Source organism: Spiribacter aquaticus (assembly GCF_007625215.1).
GTDB lineage: Bacteria > Pseudomonadota > Gammaproteobacteria > Nitrococcales > Nitrococcaceae > Spiribacter > Spiribacter roseus.
The window spans coordinates 283,046-305,665 of sequence record NZ_VMKP01000001.1; the positions used below are offsets into that span (position 1 = coordinate 283,046).

Annotated in this window: 26 protein-coding genes and 1 tRNA gene; 12 read left to right on the forward strand and 15 right to left on the reverse strand. The window is 67.4% G+C overall.

Annotated features, from left to right (window positions below):
- The first annotated feature begins 9 nt into the window (after positions 1-9).
- Genes odhB through FPL11_RS01400 form a run of 5 tightly spaced genes read left to right on the forward strand, consistent with a single transcriptional unit; the run spans position 10 to position 4,740 of the window.
- Positions 10-1,311, forward strand: a complete 1,302-nt coding sequence (gene odhB, locus FPL11_RS01380; RefSeq protein WP_110882262.1) for a 2-oxoglutarate dehydrogenase complex dihydrolipoyllysine-residue succinyltransferase — start codon at positions 10-12, stop codon at positions 1,309-1,311.
- Positions 1,312-1,334: 23 nt separating this feature from the next.
- Positions 1,335-2,756, forward strand: a complete 1,422-nt coding sequence (gene lpdA / locus FPL11_RS01385; RefSeq protein WP_144346923.1) for a dihydrolipoyl dehydrogenase — start codon at positions 1,335-1,337, stop codon at positions 2,754-2,756.
- Between the two features lie 40 nt (positions 2,757-2,796).
- On the forward strand, positions 2,797-3,552 hold the full coding sequence (gene djlA, locus FPL11_RS01390) for a co-chaperone DjlA (protein WP_255425110.1): 756 nt from the start codon (positions 2,797-2,799) through the stop codon (positions 3,550-3,552).
- A gap of 31 nt (positions 3,553-3,583) precedes the next feature.
- Positions 3,584-4,159, forward strand: a complete 576-nt coding sequence (locus tag FPL11_RS01395; RefSeq protein ID WP_110882264.1) for a cytochrome b — start codon at positions 3,584-3,586, stop codon at positions 4,157-4,159.
- Positions 4,156-4,740: a YceI family protein gene (locus tag FPL11_RS01400; RefSeq protein WP_110882265.1), complete on the forward strand. Its 585-nt coding sequence runs from the start codon at positions 4,156-4,158 to the stop codon at positions 4,738-4,740. The genes FPL11_RS01395 and FPL11_RS01400 overlap by 4 nt, the downstream gene beginning before the upstream one ends.
- Here FPL11_RS01400 and FPL11_RS01405 read toward each other — a convergent pair.
- From FPL11_RS01405 to FPL11_RS01425, 5 genes are read right to left on the reverse strand one after another with little or no spacing between them, the layout of a single operon-like run.
- Complete coding sequence (locus FPL11_RS01405) at positions 4,726-5,445, reverse strand: LrgB family protein (protein WP_110882266.1); 720 nt, start codon at positions 5,443-5,445, stop codon at positions 4,726-4,728. The two genes, FPL11_RS01400 and FPL11_RS01405, sit on opposite strands and share 15 nt — an antisense overlap.
- Positions 5,445-5,798: a CidA/LrgA family protein gene (locus FPL11_RS01410; RefSeq protein ID WP_144346925.1), complete on the reverse strand. Its 354-nt coding sequence runs from the start codon at positions 5,796-5,798 to the stop codon at positions 5,445-5,447. Before FPL11_RS01410 ends, FPL11_RS01405 begins: the two co-directional genes overlap by 1 nt.
- Positions 5,798-6,304, reverse strand: coding sequence for a J domain-containing protein (locus FPL11_RS01415; RefSeq protein ID WP_144346926.1), 507 nt, complete (start codon positions 6,302-6,304; stop codon positions 5,798-5,800). The genes FPL11_RS01410 and FPL11_RS01415 overlap by 1 nt, the downstream gene beginning before the upstream one ends.
- Positions 6,301-6,492, reverse strand: a complete 192-nt coding sequence (locus FPL11_RS01420) for an oxidoreductase-like domain-containing protein (RefSeq protein ID WP_110882269.1) — start codon at positions 6,490-6,492, stop codon at positions 6,301-6,303. The genes FPL11_RS01415 and FPL11_RS01420 overlap by 4 nt, the downstream gene beginning before the upstream one ends.
- 7 nt (positions 6,493-6,499) lie before the next feature.
- The gene (locus FPL11_RS01425) at positions 6,500-7,549 is read right to left on the reverse strand and encodes an AI-2E family transporter (protein WP_144346927.1); all 1,050 of its coding nucleotides are present in this window, start codon (positions 7,547-7,549) and stop codon (positions 6,500-6,502) included.
- 110 nt (positions 7,550-7,659) lie between these two features.
- On the opposite strand from FPL11_RS01425, the gene FPL11_RS01430 reads away from it, so the two are divergent.
- Together FPL11_RS01430 and FPL11_RS01435 are read left to right on the forward strand one after the other, a co-directional pair.
- Positions 7,660-8,805, forward strand: a complete 1,146-nt coding sequence (locus FPL11_RS01430; RefSeq protein ID WP_110882271.1) for a flagellar motor protein MotA — start codon at positions 7,660-7,662, stop codon at positions 8,803-8,805.
- A gap of 7 nt (positions 8,806-8,812) precedes the next feature.
- Positions 8,813-10,132: an OmpA family protein gene (locus tag FPL11_RS01435; RefSeq protein ID WP_144346928.1), complete on the forward strand. Its 1,320-nt coding sequence runs from the start codon at positions 8,813-8,815 to the stop codon at positions 10,130-10,132.
- On the opposite strand, the gene FPL11_RS01440 is transcribed toward FPL11_RS01435, so the two are convergent.
- Entirely contained in the window at positions 10,129-11,082 is a 954-nt protein-coding gene (locus tag FPL11_RS01440) for a LysR family transcriptional regulator (RefSeq protein WP_144346929.1), read from the reverse strand. The genes FPL11_RS01435 and FPL11_RS01440 overlap by 4 nt on opposite strands.
- A 114-nt stretch (positions 11,083-11,196) precedes the next feature.
- On the opposite strand from FPL11_RS01440, the gene aceA reads away from it, so the two are divergent.
- A complete protein-coding gene (gene aceA, locus FPL11_RS01445) occupies positions 11,197-12,486 on the forward strand; it encodes an isocitrate lyase (protein WP_144346930.1) in 1,290 nt (429 codons plus the stop codon).
- Positions 12,487-12,538: 52 nt separating this feature from the next.
- Here the strand turns inward: aceA and arsH are convergent, their stop codons facing one another.
- The 8 genes from arsH to rpsU all read right to left on the reverse strand — a co-directional run bounded on the left by arsH (position 12,539) and on the right by rpsU (position 18,717).
- Entirely contained in the window at positions 12,539-13,252 is a 714-nt protein-coding gene (gene arsH, locus FPL11_RS01450; protein WP_144346931.1) for an arsenical resistance protein ArsH, read from the reverse strand.
- A 17-nt stretch (positions 13,253-13,269) separates the two neighbouring features.
- The gene (locus FPL11_RS01455; protein ID WP_235013498.1) at positions 13,270-13,641 is read right to left on the reverse strand and encodes a metalloregulator ArsR/SmtB family transcription factor; all 372 of its coding nucleotides are present in this window, start codon (positions 13,639-13,641) and stop codon (positions 13,270-13,272) included.
- Positions 13,613-14,140, reverse strand: a complete 528-nt coding sequence (locus FPL11_RS01460) for an arsenate reductase ArsC (RefSeq protein ID WP_144346932.1) — start codon at positions 14,138-14,140, stop codon at positions 13,613-13,615. The genes FPL11_RS01455 and FPL11_RS01460 overlap by 29 nt, the downstream gene beginning before the upstream one ends.
- A gap of 62 nt (positions 14,141-14,202) precedes the next feature.
- Positions 14,203-14,278 (reverse strand) — tRNA-Ile (locus FPL11_RS01465).
- Between the two features lie 15 nt (positions 14,279-14,293).
- Positions 14,294-16,150, reverse strand: coding sequence for an RNA polymerase sigma factor RpoD (gene rpoD, locus FPL11_RS01470; protein ID WP_110882278.1), 1,857 nt, complete (start codon positions 16,148-16,150; stop codon positions 14,294-14,296).
- 102 nt (positions 16,151-16,252) lie between these two features.
- On the reverse strand, positions 16,253-17,995 hold the full coding sequence (gene dnaG / locus FPL11_RS01475) for a DNA primase (RefSeq protein ID WP_144346933.1): 1,743 nt from the start codon (positions 17,993-17,995) through the stop codon (positions 16,253-16,255).
- 45 nt (positions 17,996-18,040) lie between these two features.
- Positions 18,041-18,496, reverse strand: a complete 456-nt coding sequence (locus FPL11_RS01480; protein ID WP_404828067.1) for a GatB/YqeY domain-containing protein — start codon at positions 18,494-18,496, stop codon at positions 18,041-18,043.
- Between the two features lie 5 nt (positions 18,497-18,501).
- Positions 18,502-18,717, reverse strand: coding sequence for a 30S ribosomal protein S21 (rpsU, locus tag FPL11_RS01485; RefSeq protein WP_110882281.1), 216 nt, complete (start codon positions 18,715-18,717; stop codon positions 18,502-18,504).
- A 117-nt stretch (positions 18,718-18,834) separates the two neighbouring features.
- Here rpsU and tsaD point away from each other — a divergent pair, with 117 nt between their 5' ends.
- A complete protein-coding gene (tsaD, locus tag FPL11_RS01490; RefSeq protein WP_110882282.1) occupies positions 18,835-19,857 on the forward strand; it encodes a tRNA (adenosine(37)-N6)-threonylcarbamoyltransferase complex transferase subunit TsaD in 1,023 nt (340 codons plus the stop codon).
- On the opposite strand, the gene plsY is transcribed toward tsaD, so the two are convergent.
- A complete protein-coding gene (gene plsY, locus FPL11_RS01495; RefSeq protein ID WP_144346934.1) occupies positions 19,854-20,441 on the reverse strand; it encodes a glycerol-3-phosphate 1-O-acyltransferase PlsY in 588 nt (195 codons plus the stop codon). The genes tsaD and plsY overlap by 4 nt on opposite strands.
- A gap of 80 nt (positions 20,442-20,521) precedes the next feature.
- Here plsY and folB point away from each other — a divergent pair, with 80 nt between their 5' ends.
- The 3 genes from folB to FPL11_RS01510 are packed head-to-tail and all read left to right on the forward strand — an operon-like array spanning position 20,522 to position 22,592.
- Entirely contained in the window at positions 20,522-20,884 is a 363-nt protein-coding gene (gene folB / locus FPL11_RS01500) for a dihydroneopterin aldolase (protein WP_110882284.1), read from the forward strand.
- The gene (gene folK / locus FPL11_RS01505; RefSeq protein ID WP_110882285.1) at positions 20,881-21,381 is read left to right on the forward strand and encodes a 2-amino-4-hydroxy-6-hydroxymethyldihydropteridine diphosphokinase; all 501 of its coding nucleotides are present in this window, start codon (positions 20,881-20,883) and stop codon (positions 21,379-21,381) included. The genes folB and folK overlap by 4 nt, the downstream gene beginning before the upstream one ends.
- Positions 21,382-21,383: 2 nt before the next feature.
- On the forward strand, positions 21,384-22,592 hold the full coding sequence (locus tag FPL11_RS01510) for a class I SAM-dependent methyltransferase (RefSeq protein ID WP_144346935.1): 1,209 nt from the start codon (positions 21,384-21,386) through the stop codon (positions 22,590-22,592).
- Positions 22,593-22,620: the final 28 nt, after the last annotated feature.

Here is a 22,620-nt window from a genome sequence, read left to right on the forward strand (position 1 = left end):
GAGGAGTAGATGAGCACCGAAGTCAAAGTACCGGCGCTGCCGGAATCGGTGAGCGAAGCCACCGTTGTCACCTGGCACAAGCAACCCGGCGAGGCGGTGGAGCGCGACGAGAACCTTGTCGACCTTGAGACCGATAAGGTGGTCCTCGAGGTGCCGGCCCCCGAGGACGGCGTGCTGGGCGAAATCCTCAAGCCCGAGGGCGAGACCGTCACCGCCGGTGAAGTGGTGGCGGTGCTGGGCGAGGGCACCGGGGGCGCCGCTGCCGGAGCGCCGGCGGAGGAAAAGCCCGCCGCAGCGCCGGAGCCTGCCGACGAGGCCCCCGCCGCCTCGGCCCCTGCCGCCGCGGCGGGCGAGGCCCCAGCGCTGAGCCCGGCGGTGCGCAGCCTGGTCGAGGAAAACGACCTGGATCCGCGGACGATCACGCCCACCGGGCGCAACGGCCGGATCCTCAAAGAGGATGTCCTGCGGGCCCTTCGGGAAGGCGATTCCGGCGCGGCCGCCCCGGCGCCGGCAGCGGCGCCCGCCCCCTCCAGCGAACCGGCGCCCGCCGCGCCAGCCGCCGCACCGGCTGCATCGACGCCGGCGCCCGCCGCCAGCCTGCCCACCGGTGACCGCGAAGAGCGCCGGGTGCCCATGACCCGGCTGCGGCAGCGGATTGCCGAGCGCCTGGTGCAGGCCCAGCAGACCGCGGCCATGCTGACCACCTTCAACGAGGTCAACATGCAGCCGGTCATGGATCTGCGCGCCCGCCACAAGGATGCCTTCGTCAAGACCCATGACACCAAGCTCGGTTTCATGTCGTTCTTTGTGAAGGCGGCGGTCGAGGCGCTCAAGCGCTTCCCGAGTGTCAACGCCTCCATCGACGGCACCGACATCCTCTACCACGGCTACTATGACATCGGCATCGCCGTGTCCACCGAGCGCGGTCTGATGGTGCCGGTGCTGCGTGACGCCGATCAGCTCTCGTTCGCCGAAATCGAGGCCACCATCGCCGACTTCGGTCAGCGCGCGCAGGCGGGCAAGATCGAGATCGAGGAGCTGACCGGCGGGACGTTCACGATCACCAACGGCGGGATCTTCGGGTCACTGGTCTCGACGCCCATTCTCAATCCGCCGCAGAGCGGCATCATGGGCATGCACAAGATCCAGGAACGGCCCATGGCCGAGAATGGTCAGGTGGTGGTCCGGCCGATGATGTACCTGGCCCACTCCTACGACCATCGCATCATCGATGGCAAGGAGGCGGTCCAGTTCCTCGTCACCATCAAGGACATGCTTGAGGACCCGGCACGGCTGCTGCTCGAGGTCTGATACCAGCGAATTCGGGAGTCATCATGACGAATTCATACGACGTCATCGTCATCGGGGCCGGCCCGGCCGGCTATGTGGGCGCCATCCGCTGCGCCCAGCTCGGCATGCGCGTTGCCGTGATCGACGAGTACCGGCGCAAGGACGGCGAGCCGTCGCTCGGGGGAACCTGCCTGAATGTCGGCTGCATCCCCTCCAAGGCGCTGCTCGACTCGTCCGAGCACTATCATCGCGTCCAGTCGCAGCTGGGACAGCACGGCATCAAGGTCGACGGGGTCAGCCTTGACGTGCCGCAGATGATCAAGCGCAAGGACAAGGTGGTGGCCGACCTGACCGGCGGCATCAAGCAGCTGTTCAAGGCCAACGACATCGAGTGGCTGCAGGGCCATGGCAAGCTGCTGGCCGACCGCCAGGTGGCGTTCAAGCCCCACAAGGGCAAGGAAAAGACCCTGTCCGCCGACAACATCATCCTTGCCACCGGGTCGCGGCCCATTGAGATCGGGGCGGCGCCGCTCACCGGCGATCGCATCGTCAGCTCCACCGGTGCCCAAGAGTTCCAGGAGGTGCCCAAGCGCCTCGGCGTGATCGGCGCCGGCGTGATCGGCCTGGAGATGGGCAGCGTTTGGAACCGGCTCGGCTCCAAGGTGGTGCTGCTCGAGGCACAGGACTCGTTCCTCACCCCGGTGGATCAGCAGGTGGCCCGTGAGGCGAAGAAGCTGTTCGCCAAGCAGGGGCTCGAGATCCGGCAGGGCTGCCGCGTGACCGAGACGCGCGATGGCAAGAACATCAGCGTCCACTACGAGGACAAGGACGGCAAACAGCACATGCAGGTCGATCGCCTGGTGGTCTCGGTGGGCCGCCGGCCGAATACCGACGGCCTCGCCTCGGAGGATGCCGACCTGCTGACCGACGAGCGGGGCTTCGTGCACGTCAACGACTACTGCGAGACCAACATCCCCGGCGTCTACGCCGTGGGCGATGTGGTGCGCGGGCCCATGCTGGCGCACAAGGGCTCGGAAGAGGGTGTGATGGTGGCCGAGCGAATGGCCGGCCATGCCGGACATGTCAACTACGACACCATTCCGTGGGTGATCTACACCGACCCCGAGATCGCCTGGGTGGGCCGCACCGAGGCCCAGCTCAAGGCCGCGGGCATTCCCCATCGCAGCGGCACCTTCGGCTTTGGTGCCACGGGCCGCGCCCGGGCCATGGATCAGTCCGACGGCATGGTCAAGATCATCGCCCATGCCGAAACCGACCGGATCCTGGGCGTGCACATGGTGGGCCCGCAGACCAGCGAGCTGATCGCCGAGGCCACCCTGGCCATGGAGTACGAGGCCAGCGCCGAGGACCTCGCCCGCACCATTCATGCGCATCCGACGCTGTCCGAGGCGGTCCACGAGGCGGCCCTCGCGGTGGATAAGCGCGCGATCCACAAGGCGAACTAGGGCGGCGGTCATCAGTACACCCAATATCTGGATCGGGAAGATCCTCGGCGCCATCTTCGGGGGATTGGCCGGTGGCTGGGTCGGCGCTCTGATCGGTCTGGTCATCGGCAATTTCTTTGACCGGGGACTGGCCCGCAAGGCCGCTGGCGGCGCCGGCCATCGGCAGATGGTGCATGCGGCGTTTTTCCGCAGCGTCTTCGTGGTCATGGGCCATGTCTGCAAGGCCGATGGCCGGGTCAGTCAGGCCGAGATCCGCATCGCCGAGCAGGTGATGACGCGGATGGACCTCAACCCCACCCAGCGCGAAGAGGCCATCAGCTACTTCAGTGCCGGCCGCGACGGCGAAGCCGATCTGGATCAGACGCTCGAGGAGTTCCGCCGCTACTGCCGGGGCCACGTCCAGCTGGTCCGGGTATTCCTTGAAATCCAGATCCAGGCGGCCCTGGCGGATGGCAGTTTCGATGACGCCGAGCGCGACATGCTGCGGCGCATTGCCCTCGGCCTGGGCCTGTCGGAGGAAGACTTCGCCCGCCTCGAGACCATGATGGGCGGGCACGCCAGCAACCAGACCGGCAGCGAGTCCGAGCTGGAGGCGGCCTATGACACTCTGGGGGTTTCCGCCGACGCCAGCGATGCCGAGGTCAAGAAGGCCTGGCGCAAGCTCATGAGCGAGCACCATCCCGACAAGCTGGTCGCCAAGGGGCTGCCCGAGGAGATGATGCGCATCGCCAAGGAACGGGCCCAGGATATCCAGAAGGCCTATGACACCATCAAGACCGCCCGGGGCATGCGCTGAACCCGAGCGCGGCGGCCGTGGTCTGTAAGGCATGATCGCGATACGCAACACGACCCGGTTCTGGGGCGCGGGCGCGCAGCTGCTGCACTGGCTGATGGCCGCCGGCATCGCCACCTCGATGGTGCTTGGCTGGGTGATGGTCAACATGCCCGCCGGCTCGGCGCAGTTCCGGTTATACGCCCTCCATAAAAGCCTCGGCATCACCCTGCTGGCGCTGGTCGCGCTGCGGCTGGTGTGGCGCTGGATCAACGTGACCCCGCCGCTGCCGGACAGCCTGCCGCGGCATGAGCGCTGGCTGGCCAAGGCCGGGCACCGCGCGCTCTACGCGCTGATGCTGCTGATGCCGCTATCGGGCTATGTCATCAACTCCGCCGCGAATTTCCCGCTGAATGTGTTCGGACTCGTCCAGATCCCCAACCTGACCCCGGCCAGCGAGTCGCTGGGTGATCTGGCCAGTAACCTGCATCTGGCCTTTTTCTGGGGATTCGTCGCGGTGCTCACCGCGCACATTGGCGGTGCCCTGCGCCACCACTTCGTGCTGCGCGACAACATTCTCCGACGCATGCTGCCGGTGCGGCATGCCTCAGACGACAGGAGCCGATCATGATGAATGCCCGCGCGGATCGCCTGCGCCGTGGACTGCTGTTGGCCCTGGGTGCCGCCGGCCTTGCCAGTGGCCCGGCGACGGCCGCCACCGAGTGGTCGATCATCCACGACGACAGCCGGCTCGGATTCGAGGCCACCCAGCAGGGGGGCGAGTTCGAGGGACGCTTCGAGTCGTTCAGCGCCGACATGCGCTTTTCAGCGGATGATCTCGCGGCAAGCGGCTTCGATGTGCGCATTGATACCGCCAGCGTCGAGACCGGCAGTTCGCAGCGCGACTCGGCCCTTCCGAACGACGACTGGTTCAATGTCGATGCCTTTGGCGAAGCGACCTACGTGGCCGACACCATCCGCGCCACGGAGGACGGCTACGCCGCCGAGGGCACGCTGACCATCCGCGGCAACAGCCACCCGGTCACCCTGCCGTTCACCTGGCAGGTGGACGGGGACCGCGCCATGATGGACGGCGCGGTGGTCATTGATCGCACGCGCTACGGCGTGGGACAGGGCGACTGGAGCGATCCTTCAGTGGCCGGCCACGATGTCCGCGTGGTGGTCGACCTGACCCTGTCAAAGGCCGATTAGCCAGGCCACCAGTGGCGCGAGCAGCGCCGTCAGCGTGGCATTGAGGCCCATCCCCAGCCCGGCGTAGGCGCCGGCCTGATCGCTGTGCTGAAACGCGCGGGCGGTGGCGATGCCATGCCCGGCAACGCCCATGGCAAAGCCCTTGACCGCGGCATCACGCTCGCCCAGCAGGCGCATCAGCGGGATGCCGATGACCGCCCCCGCGATGCCCGCCATGATCACGAACACCGCGGTCAGAGAGGCCTCGCCGCCCAGCTTTTCGGCAACGCCGATGGCGATCGGCGTGGTGGCCGACTTGGGCATCAGCGAGAGCAGCGTTGAGGGGGTCAGCCCCAGGGCATGGCCGATGCCGACCGCACTGGCAATGGCGGTGATCGATCCCACCAGCAGCGCGATGCCCAGCGGCAGCCACTGGCGCTGCAGGCGCTGCAGCTGCTGGTAGAGCGGTAGGGCGAGCAGCACCGTGGCCGGTCCCAGCAGAAAGTGGACGAACTGGGCGCCCTCAAAGTAGGTGTCATAGCCCGTACCGGTGGCCAGCAGCAGCAGGACGGTCAGGGTCACCGCCACCAGTACGGGATTGAGCAGGGGAAAACGCCGCGCCCGCATGAACAGCCACTGGGCCAGCGCGTAGGTGCCGACCGTGATGGTCAGCCACAGCAGCGGCTGTTCGGCCAGATAGACCCAGATCTCGAACAGCCCCGCCATCAGGAAGGATCCTCGGGGCCGCGGTTGAGCAGAAAACGCAGGGTCAGTGCCGTCGCCAGCAGGCTGATCAGCGTGCTGGCAATGACGGTCACGGTCACCGCCAGCCACCGATCGGCCAGCAGCCCCAAGTAGCTGATCACCCCCACGCCCGCGGGAATGAACAGCAGTGACAGATGACCCAGCAGGGTCTCGGCCAGGCGTGACAGCGCCGGCGGCGGGCCGCCGCGCACCACCAGCAGGGCCACCAGCAGCAGCATCCCCACCACCGGACCGGGAACCGGCGCGCCGGTCAGACGGACCAGCGCCTCGCCGATGAGCTGCAGCGCCAGAATCAGCGCGATCATGCCCGCCATCAGCGTTGCACCTCCAGCAGCACGTCGCGCGCTTCATTGAGACGCGAGGCCAGATAGTCGGTACCGCCGCGATCCGGATGCAAGCGCTGGATCAGCCGCCGGTGGGCGGCCATGACGCTGTCGCGGTCGGCATCCGTTTCGACCCCCAGCATGTCCGCGGCCTCCTGCCGGCTCATGCGGCCATCGCGCCGCGGCGGCGGCGCATTGCCCGCCGCCGGGTCATCGCCGCGGGGGCTGGCACCGGCATCGCGACCGCGACCGGTGAGCCGGGCGATCACCGGCAGAAACCTGAGCAGCGGCGCGAACCGCCAGATGGCCGGCAGGGCGGCGCTGATCGCCGCGAAGATCCAGTTCAGCCGCCCGGTGATGGCCAGCCCGATGGCGGTCAGTGCAACCGCCCCCAGGATGAACATCGGCGCCCGTGCCCGAGCCCTGCGCCGCAGGCGTGGCGAGAGCAGGAACGCCAGCGCGGCAATGATCAGCGCCAAGCTTACCAGACGCATCATCGCTCGGCGTCCTCCCGCGGCCCGAAGCCGGCCTCGCGGTTGGCGGCTTCAATGGCCGCGCAGCGATCGCGCCAGCGCTCGACGCGCTGATCATAGAGGTCGAACACGCAGGGGTCGCAGCCGCTACCGCAGCACTCGTCCAGATCCGGTTCGCGGGGCGGCGGTGGCAGAGGTTGGCGCTCGGACATCGTCGGTCTATCCCGTCACAAAGGCATGCGCATGGCGGAGCAGCACGGCGACCACGGCGGCGATGGGCAGGGCGAGGAGCACGCCGGCAAACCCGAACAGCTGGCCGCCGGCCAGCACCGCGAAAATCACGATGACCGGATGCAGACCGATCCGGTCACCCACGAACAGTGGCGTGAACACCGCCGATTCGAGGACCTGGCCGGCGCCATAGACCACCCACACCAGTAGCAGCGGTATCAGCCAGTCGTTGAACTGGAACAGCGTGGCCAGTGTCGCCGCCGCGATCCCCACGATGAATCCCAGATAGGGGACCACCGCCGCCAGACCTGAGAGCAGCCCGATCAGCAGGCCCAGCTGCACGCCCACTAGCCACAGGCCGGCGGCGTAGAAGATGCCCAGGCAGATCATGACCAGCAGCTGGCCGCGCAGAAAGGCCCCCACCACCTCGTCGCACTCGCGCCCCAGGCCCGCCACCGTGTCGCGCCAGCGGGCGGGGATCAGCGCCAGGCTGGCGGCAAGGACACGGTCCCAGTCGCGGAGCAGATAGAAAGCCACCACCGGTACCAGGGCCAGACTCGCCAGCGCGCCGGCCAGGGCGAATCCGGACTGGGTGATGCGCTGGACGATACCGGCGGCGATGCTGCTGGTGGACTGCCAGTGGCTGGACAGGGCATCGCGGACGACGTTCAGGTCGATGACCGAGGCGTCGACCCCCAGGGCCTGCTCGATCGCGGGCAGCGCCTGGGTCTGGGCCCATTCGATCATGGCCGGCATCTGGCTGCGCAGCATCCCCAGCTGGCTGCCCACCAGCGGGATCAGCATCAGCACCACTGCCACGGCGACCGCCGCCAGCGCCAGAAACACCAGGCTGACCGACAGCGTGCGGTTGAGACCCAGCCGCTGCAGGCGCGAGGCCAGCGGGTTGCCCAGGTAGGCCAGCAGCGCCCCGGCCAGAAACGGCGTCAGGATCGGCTGCAGCCAGTACACCATCAACCCGGTGAGCACCAGCAGCGCCAGGCCGAGGCCGCTCCGGTAAATGCGCATCGCATCGTTCATGGGCCGAGGATAGCGAACCGCGGCGGTCAACGCAGCCACGGGGGTCCATCGGGGACGAAATCACGGTAAGGTGTGCCCCACAGGCGAAGACCCAACCAGGGGGGAATGGTGTGCGCAATCCCAATCGCGTCCTGATCTGGATCGTTATTTTTCTGGCGGCCGTCGCGGCCGTCTGCGGTCTGCTGCTCGAGCCACTGACCGATGCCTTCATGGCCAACCCGGTCTTCAACGGCATGATCCTCAGCGTGCTGTTCGTCGGGCTGGTGATCGACTGCCGCCAGGTACTGGTGCTCAAGCCCGAGGTCGACTGGGTCGGGCGCTTTCGCCAGTCCGAGGAGGGCGATGCACCGGCGCTGCCCAACAGCCGTCTGCTGGGCTCCATGGCGCGCATGCTCACCGGCCGACGTGGCGACCGGTTCAGCCTGTCCGCCACCTCCATGCGCACCGTGCTCGACGGCATCCGTACACGGCTCGATGAATCCCGCGATATATCGCGCTATCTGATCGGCCTGCTGGTCTTCCTCGGCCTGCTCGGCACGTTCTGGGGGCTGCTCGACACGCTGCGCGCCGTGGGGGGCGTGATCACCAACCTGCGCATCGACGGCGCCAACGCCGGGCAGATCTTCACCGAGCTGCGTGACGGTCTGCAGGCACCGCTCACGGGCATGGGCACGGCGTTCAGCTCGTCGCTGTTCGGTCTGGCCAGCTCGCTGGTGCTGGGGTTCGTCGACCTGCAGGCGTCCCACGCCCAGAACCGCTTCTATAACGACCTCGAGGAGTGGCTGTCGGGTCAGACCCGGTTGTCCAGCGGGGCGATGGGGGGTGACGGCGAGGGCTCGGTGCCCGCCTACATTCAGGCCCTGCTCGAGAACACCGCCGACAGCCTCGATAAGCTCCAGCGGATCATGGCGCGGGGCGACGAGGAGCGTCGCAATGTCGATGCGCGCATCATCGAGCTGACCGAAGAGGTCTCGCGGCTGGCGGAGCAGTCACACAGCGAGCAGCGTGGATTGATCGGCCTCACGCGCACCCAGTCCGAGCTGCAGGGCGTGCTCGGTCGACTGGCCGATGTCAGCGAGTCCCGGGGCACCCAGGACAGCGAACAGACCGAGCAGCTGCGCGCCATGGCCCAGGGGCTGCAGGACATGCGCCAGGAAATGGTCACCGATCGCGAGCGTCTGATGACCGAACTGCGCGACGAGATCCGGCTGCTGACGCGCACCGTCTCGCACCTCAACGGCAACGATCGGGGCTGATCGCCGGATGCGCGGGGGCAATCGCGGCAATCGCTCGTCGGTCAATATCTGGCCGGGGTTCGTCGATGCGCTGGCGGCGGTGCTGTTGGCCTTCGTATTCGTTCTGCTGCTTTTTGTGGTCTCACAGCTGTATCTGAGCACTCAGCTCTCGGACCGCAACCAGGCCCTCGAATCGCTGCGTGCCGAGCTCTCGGAGATGGCCGAGACGCTGTCCATGGAGCGCCGTGAGCGCGACCGGCTTGAAGAGCAGGTCTCGGGTCTGTACGAGGAGCTGCATGCCACGCTCGCCCAGCGTGACGAGGCCCGCGACGCCCTCGAGTTGACCCGCGAGGAGCTGGAAGCGGCCCGTGAGCAGGTCCGTGTCGGGAAGGCCGATCTTGAAGCCAGCCTGATGGAGATCGCCTCGCTGCAGCAGGACATCTCGGCGCTCAGGTCGGTGCGCGACGACCTCGAATCGCGGGTGAGCGAACTGGCCGCCAGCCTCGAGCAGACCGAGTCGAGCCTCGAGGACACCCGCAGCGAGGTGGGCGCCCTGCGCGACCGCAATCGCGAACTCCAGGCCCGGCTGGCGGACGAGCAGGAGCGCACCCGCCTTGCCCAGGAGAAAATCGAGACACGCGACCTGCGTATCCGCGACCTGGTCGCCGAGATCGAGGACCGGCAGAATGCCCTTGATGACCAGCAGGAGCTGACCGCCGATGCCGAGGCCCGGGTCGAGTCGCTGCGACGCCAGGTCCGGGCCCTGCGTGAGCAGATCAGCAGTCTGGCCGAGTCGCTGGAGATCGAGCAGGACACGGTGGCCGAGCAGCAGGCCCGCATCGACACCCTGGTGGAGCGGCTCAATGTCGAGCTGGCCCGCGAGGTCGAGGAGCTTTCCGACTACCGCTCCGAGTTCTTCGGTCGGCTGCGCGAGGTGCTGGGCGATGTCGAGGAAATCGAGATCGTCGGTGACCGATTCCGCTTCCAGTCGGAGCTGTTCTTCGACACCGCCTCGGCCGAGATCGGCCCACGGGGCGAGGCGCGCCTCGAGCAGGTGGCCCGGACGCTGAATCGCATCGCCGAGCGCATCCCGCCCGAAATCGACTGGGTGCTGCAGGTGGAGGGCCACACCGACCGGCGGCCCATCAGCACGCCGGAGTTCCCCTCCAACTGGGAGCTGTCCACCGCCCGGGCCCAGTCCATCCTCGACTTTCTGATCGATCAGGGAATCCCGCCCGAGCGGCTGGCCGCGGTGGGGTATGGCGAGTATCAGCCCCTGGTCGAGGGGGACGGCCCCGAGGATCTGGCGCGCAACCGGCGCATCGAGCTGCGGCTGAGCAACCGCTAGCCGCGCAGTCCCGTGGGCAGATCCTCGGCGTCGAAAAAGTCCGGGCGCATCATCTCCAGAAAACGCCGCGCCTGAGGCGACAGAAACCGCCCGCGCCGCGACATCGCCCCGTAGGTGCGCTTGGGGAAGACCGCCGGTAGCGGGCGCACCGCCACATCCGAATTGGCCTCGGTCAGGCAGACGTTGCTCACGATGGCAATGCCAAAGCCGAGGCCCACGTAGCGTTTCACCGCCTCCCAGCTGCCCACCTCAAGTCGCACCCGATAGCGCACCGCATGCTGCTGGAAGACCAGATCGATCAGCCGCCAGGTGGTCATCTCCCGCGGCGGGGTGATGTAGTCCTGACCGGCCAGGTCGCGCATGGTGATCACGTCACGCCGCGCCAGCGGATGATCCGGCGGGGTGATCAGCGACAGCCCGTAGGCATAGATGGCCCGGTAGCGGAGCTCGTCGGGCATATCCAAGATGGCGCCCACGGCGAAGTCGACACGATCCTGGCGCAGCGCCTCCATGAGCTCACCCACCGACAGGTGATGCAGACGCACCTCGACGTGGGGGTACTCGGCCATGAAAGGCTCGAGGATGGGGGGCAGTAGATAGAGCGTGGACGACTCGCCGGCGCCGATATCCAGTCGACCGCTGTCGAGGGGGCGATTGCCCTCGCTGAACCGGCCGGCGAGCCCGTCGATGGCCTCGACCAGCTGATGGGCCTCGGCATGGAGGGCTTCGCCGTCGGGGGTCAGGCGGATGCGCGGCCCACGACGCTCGAGCAGGGTGATGCCCAGCTCGCGCTCGAGGGCCTGGATCTGCACGGAGACCGAGGGCTGGGTGACCGCGAGCCGCTCCGCCGCTCGCGAGATGCTACCCGCCTCGGCGGTCAGGCAGAACGCGCGCAGCTGGCGGAGGCGGTCCTGACGGAAATGCGCGGGCACGTCGGTCGAGCGCGGCATGGAGCCCCTCATCATTAGTTATTCCGATGGTTTGTATTATCTACATTACCTTGTGCAATGGTGCAACGCCGCATACCCTTGGGGAACCGTTTCGGTCAGGAGGAAGCGAGAGCGATGAAAACATTGAAAACAGCGGCAGAGATCGAGAAAGACTGGCAGGAAAACCCCCGCTGGGCGGACGTCAAGCGGCCCTACCCGGCCTCCGAAGTGGTGCGCCTGCGTGGCACCGTTCCGGTGGACTACAGCCTGGCGACCATGGGCGCGGAGAAGCTCTGGCGCTACCTGCATGACGGCGAGATGGACTATGTGAACGCACTGGGTGCGCTCACCGGCAACCAGGCCATGCAGCAGGTCAAGGCCGGCCTCAAGGCGATCTATCTGTCCGGCTGGCAGGTGGCGGCCGACGCCAACCTGGGCAGCACCATGTATCCCGACCAGTCGCTGTACCCGGCGGACTCGGTGCCGTCGGTGGTCGACCGCATCAACAACACCCTGCTGCGGGCCGACGAAATCCATCATGCCGAGGGTGATGACAGCATCGACTGGATGCAGCCCATCGTGGCCGATGCCGAGGCCGGCTTCGGCGGCGTGCTGAATGCCTTCGAGCTGATGAAGGGCATGATCCGGGCGGGCGCCTCGGGCGTGCACTTCGAGGATCAGCTGGCATCGGTGAAAAAGTGCGGCCACATGGGCGGCAAGGTGCTCGTGCCCACCCAGGAAGCGGTCCAGAAGCTGGTGGCCGCGCGTCTGGCGGCGGACACCATGGATGCGCCGACCCTGCTGGTGGCCCGGACCGACGCCCTCGCCGCTGATCTGATCACCTCGGACGTCGACCCCTACGATGCCCCGCATATCACCGGCGAGCGGACCGTCGAGGGCTTTTTCCGCACCCACGCGGGCGAGGATCAGGCCATCAGCCGCGGGCTTGCCTATGCGCCATACGCCGACCTGATCTGGTGCGAGACCGGCACCCCGGATCTGGCCTTTGCCAGGCGGTTTGCCGAGGCGATCAAGAAAGAGCACCCCAACACCATGCTGGCGTACAACTGCTCGCCGTCATTCAACTGGCGCGGCAAGCTCGACGAGAAGACCATCGCGAGTTTCCAGAACGAGCTGGCGGCCATGGGGTACAAGTTCCAGTTCATCACGCTGGCCGGCTTCCATAGCCTGAACTACTCGATGTTCGAGCTGGCGCGCGGCTACAAGAGCCGTCAGATGGCGGCCTACTCCGAGCTGCAGGAGGCCGAGTTCGCGGCCGAGCCCAATGGCTACACCGCCACCCGCCATCAGCGCGAGGTGGGGGCCGGTTACTTCGATCAGGTCACCCAGACCATCCAGGGCGGTGTCTCCTCGGTGACGGCGATGACCGGTTCCACCGAAGAGGATCAGTTCAGCGGTCAGTAAGTGGGGATGATCGCCACCCACTGACTTTGCGGGGGCTTCGGCCCCCGTTTTTTTACAGCGACCGCTGGTTGACCCGGGCCGAGACGGCCTCGGCGCTCTCGACCCGCTCGGAGTACCGGTCGACAAGATAGTCCCGACGGTCCCGGGTCAGCCGCGTGAACTTCACCAGCTCTTCCATCACATCGACGATGCGGTTGTAATAGGGCGAGGGCTTCATGCGGTCGTCGTCATCGAACTCCATGAACGCCTTGGGCACCGACGACTGGTTGGGGATGGTGATCAGGCGCATCCAGCGCCCCAGCAGGCGCAGCTGATTGACGGCGTTGAAGCTCTGCGATCCGCCGCAGACCTGCATCACCGCCAGGGTCTTGCCCTGTGTGGGGCGGACGCCGCCCATGTTCAGCGGGATCCAGTCGATCTGGGCTTTCATGATGCCGGTCATCGCGCCATGGCGCTCGGGCGAGCTCCAGACAAAGCCGTCGCACTCGGTCGCCAGCTCGCGCAGTTCCTGGACCTTGGGGTGATCGTCGTCGGCATCGTCCGGCAACGGCAGGCCCGAGGGATTGAATATGCGGGTTTCAGCGCCGAGTCGGCGCAGCACCCGGGCGCCTTCCTCGGCACACAGGCGGCTGAACGAGCGCTCGCGCAGCGAGCCGTAGAGCAGCAGTATCCGGGGTGGCCGCTCATCGGCCGTCGCAAACAGCTGTTGCCCGTCGATGGGCGCAAATGCCCCTTCGTCCAGGTTGGGGAGGGTGTCCTCACTCATCCGCAGCGTCTCTTCGTCTATTGCTCGCAGTGATCGCGGTGTCGGGCCATGGCACGGCGCAGCCGGGTCAGATCGTCGGCAAACGGCGGCTCGCCTGCCAGGGCGGTGAATGTGCTCCGCAGCCACGCCGGCAGGTCCGGTCGCAGGGCATAATGCACCCACTGGCCGCTGCGGCGGGTGGCCACCAGGCCCACGTCGCGCAGATGCCCGAGGTGCCGGGACATCTTGGGCTGACTGACGTCGATGGCATCGGTCAGTTCGCAGACGCACAGCTCACCGTGCTGGTGCATCAGCAGGGCGGCCCGCAGCCGGGTCCCGTCGCCCAGCAGGCGAAACACCCGGACCGGGTCGATGCCGGTATCAGTCGAGGGCGCGATCGCTTCCATCATGGTCGGTCTCCTGGCTGTGGCCGATGTCCTCGAGGGCATGGGCCAGTTTAAGCCGATCCAGCGACTCCATGGGAAGATTCATGAGCAGGCCGAGCCGCCGTCGCAGGGCCGCCGCCGTGTCGCGGAACGCCCGCAGCCGCTCTTCCTCGGTGCCCTCGACCGCGGCCGGATCCGGCAGCCCCCAGTGCGCGGTCATGGGTTGACCGGGCCAGACCGGGCAGGGTTCAGCCGCGGCCTGGTCACAGACGGTGAAAATGAAGTCCATGGCCGGGGCATCGTCGCCGGCAAAGACATCCCAGTTCTTGCTGTAAAGGCCTTCGGTGGGCAGGTCCATGCGCTCGAGCACCTGCAGGGCCAGTGGGTTGACGGTGCCGGTGGCCATGCTGCCCGCGCTGTAGGCGGTAAAGCGGCCATTGCCCATTCTGTTCAACAGTGCCTCGGCGATGATGCTGCGGGCCGAGTTGCCGGTGCACAGGAACAGTACATTGTAATGCGCCATGGTGGAGCTCCCTCATCAATGAGGGATCAGTATATACGGATATACGCATGTGCGCTATCAAATGGTGGGCCCACCAGGATTCGAACCTGGAACCAAAGGATTATGAGTCCTCTGCTCTGACCATTGAGCTATGGGCCCGCAACCGGCGGGAGGCTATTGCTCGTCGAGGAAACCGCGCAGGTTGTCCGAACGGGTCGGATGGCGCAGCTTGCGCAGGGCCTTGGCCTCGATCTGGCGGATACGCTCGCGGGTGACGTCGAACTGCTTGCCGACTTCCTCAAGGGTGTGGTCGGTGTTCATGTCGATGCCGAACCGCATGCGCAGCACCTTGGCCTCGCGCGGCGTCAGTCCGCCAAGTATCTCGCGCACCGACTCGCGCAGCCCCTCGCGGGTTGCCGAGTCCACCGGGGACATGACCGAGGTGTCCTCGATGAAGTCGCCCAGGTGCGAGTCCTCGTCGTCGCCGATGGGCGTCTCCATCGAGATCGGCTCCTTGGCGATCTTGAGCACCTTGCGCACCTTGTCCTCGGGCATTTCCATGCGCTCGGCGAGCTCCTCGGGGTAGGGCTCACGGCCCATTTCCTGGAGCATCTGCCGGGACACCCGGTTGAGCTTGTTGATGGTCTCGATCATGTGGACCGGGATGCGGATGGTGCGTGCCTGGTCCGCGATTGAGCGGGTGATGGCCTGACGGATCCACCAGGTGGCATAGGTGGAGAACTTGTAGCCACGGCGGTATTCGAACTTGTCCACCGCCTTCATGAGTCCGATGTTGCCTTCCTGGATCAGGTCCAGGAACTGCAGCCCGCGGTTGGTGTACTTCTTGGCGATGGAGATCACCAGCCGCAGGTTGGCCTCGACCATTTCCTTTTTGGCCCGGCGGGCACGGGCCTCGCCGATGGACATGCGGCGGTTGATTTCCTTGATCTCCGCCGGCGGCAGGCCGGTGAGCTCGCGGATGCGGATCAGCTCCGACTGCTGTTCGATCAGTGCCTCGCGGCACTCGGCCATCTGCTTGCTGTACTTCTTGCCCTCGGCGACGACCTGATCGACCCAGCCGGTGTCGGTCTCGTGCCCCGGAAAGCTGGCGATGAAGTCCTTGCGCGGCATCCCGCCCTGCTTGGTGGCCACGCGCATGACCTCGCGCTCGCCGGCACGCACGCCTTCGACCGCCTTGCGCAGGTTGGCTGCCAGCCCATCGATGACCTTGGGCACGAACTTGATGGCCAGGAACAGGCCGGTCATTTCCTCGCGGATCTCGCCGACCCGGGGGCTGTCCGAGCCGTCGCGCTCGAGGGTTTCCACCAGCTCGGCGTGCAGCACCTCGATGCGGTCGAAGATCTCCGCCGCGCGCTCGGGATCGGGGCCGGTCTCCGGCGCCGCCACCTCTTCGTCATCCTCGGCTTCCGCTTCGCGGGCCTCCGCCTCGCGGGCGGCCTCGTCGGCCTGCGCCTGATGGCGCGCGACGACCTCGGGGACGTTATCGACCAGCTCGCTGACGTTGCGGAACCCAGCCACCACTTCGGCCAGGCGCAGTTCGCCGTTCTGGATTCCCTTGTGCAGGGCCACCATGGTGCGCGATGACTCGGGGTAGCCCGAGAGTGCACGCAGGACCTGATCGAGCCCGTCCTCGATGCGCTTGGCCAGCTCGATCTCGCCCTCGCGGGTGAGCAGCTCCACGGTTCCCATCTCACGCATGTACATGCGGACCGGGTCCGTGGTGCGACCGAACTCCGCATCCACTGCCGCGAGTGCCGCCGCGGCCTCTTCGGCCTCGTCCTCGTCGGTGGACACGGCGCTGTCGCTGAGCATCAGGGTGTCGGCATCGGGCGCGGTCTCGTGGACCGGGATCCCCATGTCGTTGATCATGCTGATGATGTCTTCGATCTGCTCGGGCTCGACGATATCGTCGGGCAGATGATCGTTGACCTCCGCATAGGTGAGGTATCCCTGCTCTTTGCCGCGGGCAATGAGTTCGCGAATCTGGGATTGCTGATCCTGGCTTGCCATAGACTACCGATGCTGGAGTTGTGTCGGAGGGACGCAATTAATGCATAACAGCGTATATTAGCATTGACTCGCTAATCTACAATCCCGTCGGCGATTGCGTCCCTATTGTTTAAGTCGTATCCACTCAGACCATTCATCGGTCGTGAGGGTGCCTGCCTGGAGGCGTTCGTTGAGCTGCGTCAGGCGTCGCTCCACCGCAATGCGGCGGATCTGCGCCATGGCGTCGCCGAATTCCGCCTCCAGGCCTTCTGCCGGTACCAGGTGATTCCAGGTGGCGAGCTTCCAGAGGGCGCCCTCGTGCTCGCTGTCCCGAAACCGCTCAAGTATCGCACTGGAGTTGAGATGGGGGTCCTGCCGGGCGAGTTCAAGCATATCCACCAGCAGCGGCAGCCCCGGCAGGTCATTCAGCCGCCTGAGTGCATCCAGGTCGTCGACGCCCTGCGCCAGCGCCGGGGATTCCAGCAGCAGCGCTATGGCGAGGCGCACCGGGGTGCGTCGGACGCCGGCGTTGTCCACGGCCACCGGCTCGCGTCGCCGGGCGCGCTGGTCCCGGGTGAGTGTCTCGCGGCCATCCACCACCCCCTCGAGGTAATCGGTTTCGAGGCGTGCCAGCCCGGCCACCCGCTCACAGAGCATATGCCGGTAGACATCCGGGGGCAGGCGCTGGAGCAGCGGCAGGGCCTTTTCAACAAACCGCGCCCGGCCATCCATGCTCTGCATGTCGGTATCCGCCTCGAGCCGCTCGATCAGGTAATCCGACAACGGGGTCGCGCGCTGCAGCTGGGCCTCGAAACCCTCGCGGCCATGGCTGCGCACCAGGCTGTCGGGGTCTTCGCCGTCCGGCAGGAACAGAAAACGGATCTGTCGGCCCTGGCGCATGGTGGGCAGGGCGTTTTCCAGCGCCCGCCAGGCGGCCTGCCGCCCGGCACTGTCGCCGTCAAAGCAGAAGATGATGTCGCCCGTGGTCTTCAGCAGCCGTTCCACCTGGCGTGTCGAGGTGGCGGTGCCCAGGGTGGCGACCGCCCGCGGCAGGCCGTGCTGGGCCAGCGCGACCACGTCCATGTAGCCCTCGACCACGACGATGTCGGCGGGCTGGCGGTCGGCCTGCAGCACCTCGTAGAGGCCATAGAGCGACTCGCCCTTGTGGAACACCGGCGTTTCGGGCGAGTTGAGGTATTTCGGCTCGCCGTCGTCGAGCACCCGGCCGCCGAAGCCCACCGTGCGGCCGCGACGGTCGCGGATCGGGAACATGATCCGGTCGCGGAACCGGTCATAGACCCGTCCGCCGTCACGCTCGATCACCAGCCCGGCCTGCTTGAGCTCGTCGGCCGCGCCGAGCCGCCCGAGCAGGTTGTCCCAGCCCGGCGGCGCGAAGCCGATCCCAAAGCGCCGGGCGATCTCGCCGCTCAGCCCGCGTTTCTGCAGATAGTCGATGGCGCGCTGGCGCTGCGGGTGCTGGCGCAGCCACTGCTGGTACGACCGATCGGCACGCTCGAGCACGGCGAACAGCGGGGCATGATTATTCTGGACGCCCGCATCGGCGGTGTTCTCGGGCATTTCCATGCCGGCCATCTGGGCGAGCTGGGCGACCGCCTCTCGAAAATCCAGGCGGTCGTATTCCATGAGAAAGCGGATCGCGCTGCCGTGGGCGCCGCAGCCAAAGCAGTGATAGAACTGCTTGTCGGTGCTGACGGTGAACGACGGGGTCTTCTCGCCATGGAACGGGCACAGGCCCATCTGGTTGCTGCCCGAGCGTTTGAGCTGGACACGCTCACCCACCACATCGGCGATGTCGATGCGGGCGAGCAGCTCGTCGATGAAGGAATCGGGGATTCGGCCGGCCATGGCTGCCAGTCTACGGCAAAGCGCCCGCCGTCGGGGGCGGGGTGCTCAGGCCAGGTGCTGCTTGACGCGAGCGCTGACCGCGCTCATGTCGGCCCGCCCCTGCATCTGCGGTTTGAGCACCGCCATGACCCGGCCCATGTCACGCACGGACTCGGCCGCGGTCTGTTCGATGGCGGCGGCCACCCGGGCATCGATCTCGGCCTCGTCGAGGGCCTTGGGCAGAAACTCGCCGATGACCTCGATTTCGGCCTTTTCGGCGGCGGCCAGCTCGGCGCGCCCGGCCGCCTCGTACTGCTCGATGGATTCGCGCCGCTGCTTGACCATTTTATCGAGGATCGCGAGCACGTCGGCATCGTCGAGGGTGCGACGCTCGTCGACTTCCTTTTGCTTGATCGCGGCGCTGATCATGCGCAGCGTGCCGAGGCGCGGCTTGTCGCCCGCGCGCATCGCCGCCTTGACGGCATCGGACAGCTGCGTGCCGAGTTCACTCACTGTGCGGATGCCCCTCAGTAGAGGCGCTGACCGCGCTGGTTCTCGCGCTGTACGCGCTTGGCATGCCGCTTGACCGCCGCTGCCTGCTTGCGCTTGCGCTCCTGGGTGGGCTTTTCATAATGCTCGCGGCGACGTACTTCCGAGAGTACACCGGCCTTCTCGCAGGAGCGCTTGAAGCGGCGCAGTGCCACCTCGAAGGGCTCATTCTCGCGAACCTTGACGTTCGGCATAGTGCTCTAACCTTACCGTGTTGCTGTAAACGACGTAGAATCAACGGACTTGGATTCAGCCCTACAGTCTAAGCGGAGAGACCAGCGATTGCAAAAACCCAGCGCCCGGGGCGAGCGATGATCACCCTGGGCATCGAGACCTCCTGCGACGAGACCGGCATTGCCCTTTATTCGGACAAAGCCGGGTTGGTGGCCCATCGACTGCACAGCCAGGCAGCCACCCATGCCCGCTATGGCGGCGTGGTGCCCGAGCTTGCCTCGCGCGATCACATCCGTCGCGTGCTGCCGCTGGTCGAGGATTGCCTGGCCGAGGCGGGGCTGCGGCCCGCTGACATCGATGGCGTGGCCTACACCCGCGGGCCGGGGCTGGCCGGGGCGCTGCTGGTGGGCGCGGCGGTGGCGGAGAGTCTCGGCTGGGCGCTCGAGCGTCCGGTGCTGGGGGTCCATCACATGGAGGCGCACCTGCTGGCGCCCATGCTCGAGGCCGATCCCCCGGATTTCCCGTTTGTCGCACTGCTGGTCTCGGGCGGTCATACCCTGCTGGTCGAGGTGACCGGCCTGGGTCGCTACCGGATTCTGGGCGAGTCGCTGGATGATGCGGCGGGCGAGGCCTTTGACAAGACCGCCAAGCTGCTGGGGCTGCCCTATCCGGGCGGGCCACAGCTCGAGGCACTGGCCGGCGGGGGTGAGGCGGGATCGCTGCGCTTTCCGCGGCCCATGACCGACCGACCGGGGTTCGACTTCAGCTTCAGCGGACTGAAGACCGCCGTGCTCAATGCCGTGCGCGACGCCGATCCGCCGATCCCGCGCGAGACCGTCGCCCGGGCCTTTCAGGATGCCGTGGTGGAGACGTTCGCCATCAAGGTGCGGCGGGCGCTTCAGGCGACCGGTGCCGGCCATCTGGTGGTGGCCGGCGGTGTGGGTGCCAACCAGGCGCTGCGCGGGCGGCTGCGTTCGGTGGCCGCCGCCGAGGGCGCGGCGGTGGCCTTCCCGCGGCTGGCGTTCTGCACCGACAACGGCGCGATGATCGCCTATGCCGGGCACTGCCGGCTCGCCGCCGGCGAGCGCAGCGGTGACGGGGCCGATGTGCGCCCGCGGTGGCCGCTTGACGAGCTGCGCCCGCCGGCGGCCGCCGACTAGCGCTGGCCGATGCGCGGTTCGGTGCCGTTGGCGATGCGCCGGATATTGCCCCGATGCCGCCAGGCGGTGAGCAGCGCCATCCCCGCGGCCATTGCGGCCAGCGCGGGTGCCGGGGTGATGAGCAGGAAATAGGCCGGCGCCAGTGCAAAGCTGACCAGCGCCGCCAGTGACGACATCCGGGCAAGCCCCGCCACGACCGCCCAGGTCAGTGCCACCGCCAGGCCCGCCGGCCACGCGGCGGCAATGAAAATGCCCAAGCCTGTGGCAATGCCCTTGCCGCCCTGAAACCCGAAGAACACCGGGTACAGATGCCCCAGGAAGGCCGCGCCGCCGACGCTGGCCACGGTGATGCCGGGCAGTTCCAGCGCCTGTGCGATGAGCACCGGCACCACGCCCTTCAACGCATCGCCAAGCAGCGTGGCCAGCGCCGCGGGGCGGCCGCCCAGACGTAGCACGTTGGTGGCCCCCGGATTGCCGCTGCCGTCATCGCGTGGATCGCCCAGGCCAAGCAGCCGGGCCACCAGCACGCCGGTGGACACGGAGCCGGCCAGATAGCCGAGGATGACAAGGGCAGCGTCGATCATGGCGGTATTCCATCGGCTGCCGGGGGCCGGGTCAAGCGGGCCTTGTGCTGGCCGCGGCGACATGAAATGCTCCGGCCGTTATGGATACTGTGTTCCTCGAGGCACTCTCGCTGCGCGCCGTGATCGGCGTCCATGCCTGGGAGCGGGCCTTCGCCCAGCGCCTTGAGCTGGATCTGGACCTGGCGGTGGACACCACGCAGGCCGCTGCCACCGATGCCATCGATGCGGCGGTGGATTACGCCGCCCTCAGCGACCGGCTGACCCAGTCCGCGGCGGCCTCCGACTGCCAGCTCATCGAGACCCTGGCGGATCGGCTGGCCGGTGTGGTGCTCGAAGACGGCCGGATCGCCCGGGTTGAGCTGACCCTGCGCAAGCCCGGGGCGGTCCCGGCGGCTCGGAACGTGGGTGTCCGTATCACCCGAAGCCAATCAGAGGTCCCATGAATCGTGCCTATCTGAGCATCGGCAGCAACATCGAACCCGAGCGCCATGTCCGCGCCGCGGTCGCCGCACTGAACGAGCGCTTCGGGCCGCTGACGCTCTCGCCGGTCTACCAGACCCGTGCCGTCGGCTTTGACGGCGACGACTTCTACAACCTGGTGGTGGGGCTCGACACCGATACCGCCGTCGATCAGCTGGCCGCGGCCTGCCGCGAGATCGAGACCGAGCAGGGCCGGCAGCGGACCGACCGGCGCTTCAGTGCCCGGACGCTGGACATCGACCTGCTCACGCTGGGCAACATCATCCGCGACGATGTCCCGATCCTGCCGCGTGACGAGATCCTCAAATATGCGTTCGTGCTCAAGCCCCTGGTGGATATCGCACCGGATGAACGCCACCCGCTGGATGGCCGGCGCTACGCCGATATCTGGGCGTCGTTCGAGGATGACGATGGGTTGAAGCCGATCGCGCTCGACCTTTCCACCGAAAACGGCGGCTGATCATGGCCCGGCGTGATGGCCCCGAGGCACCGCCGGCGCCGGATGCGGCCGCGGCGCGGCACAGCGCCGAACTGCGCGAGCGGATCGATGCCGCGATTGCCATGGCCGGCGGGCGGATGGACTTTGCCGAGTATATGGCGCTGGCCCTGTACGCGCCGGGCCTGGGCTATTACAGCGCCGGGCAGACCCGTTTCGGGCCGGGGGGCGACTTCACCACCGCACCGCTCATGTCGCCGCTGTTCGCCTGGACGCTGGCTCGCGAGGTCCAGCGCACCCTCGAGGCGGTCGACGGCGATACCGTGCTCGAGTTCGGCGCCGGAACCGGCCGCATGGCGGCGGATCTGCTCGAGGCGCTGGCGGCGGCCGACGCACGGCCGGCGCGGTATCTGATCATCGAGGTCAGCGCCGACCTGCGCGCCGAACAGGCCCGCACGCTGGAGGCCCTTGATCCGGATCTGCGTGATCGGGTGACCTGGCTCGAGCGACTGCCGGCGACGCCGATCCGGGGCGTGGTGCTGGCCAACGAAGTGATGGATGCCCTGCCGGTGCGGCGCTTCCAGCGCACCGCCACGGGGGTGGACTGCCTGGCGGTGGGGCATGACGGGGACGGCGCGCTGGCGTGGCAGACCCGTCCCGCCGACGACGAGCTGCAGGCCGCCGTCGCCGGCATTGAGGCGGCCATTGGCGAGCGGCTGCCGGCGGGCTACTGCTCGGAATGGTGCCCGTCGCTGGCCCCCTGGGTGGCCGAACTGGGCGAGCTGCTGGCGGCCGGCGCGGCGTTCCTCATCGACTATGGCTACCCCCGGGCCGAGTACTATCACCCCCAGCGCGCCACCGGCACGCTGCTATGTCACTACCGCCATCGCGCCCACGACGATCCGTTTTTCTGGCCGGGGCTGCAGGACATCACCGCCTCGGTGGATTTCACCGCCGTGGCGGACGCCGGCCTCGATGCGGGGCTGGACCTGCTGGGCTTCGCCACCCAGGGCAACTTCCTGACCGGGGCCGGATTGACCGAGGTGCTTCAGGCGCAGGCCGGCGACGACCCCGACCGGGCGGCCGAGCTGGCGCAGAGCGCCAAACCGCTGATCTTTCCCGACGAGCTCGGCGAGCGCTTCAAGGTGCTGGGCCTGGGGCGTGGCATGGCGGCACCACTGCCGGGCTTTTCCTTTGCCGACCATCGGGCGCGCTTGTCACCAAAAGGAAATTAATTTAGTACTAAATAAACGGCGGTCAATC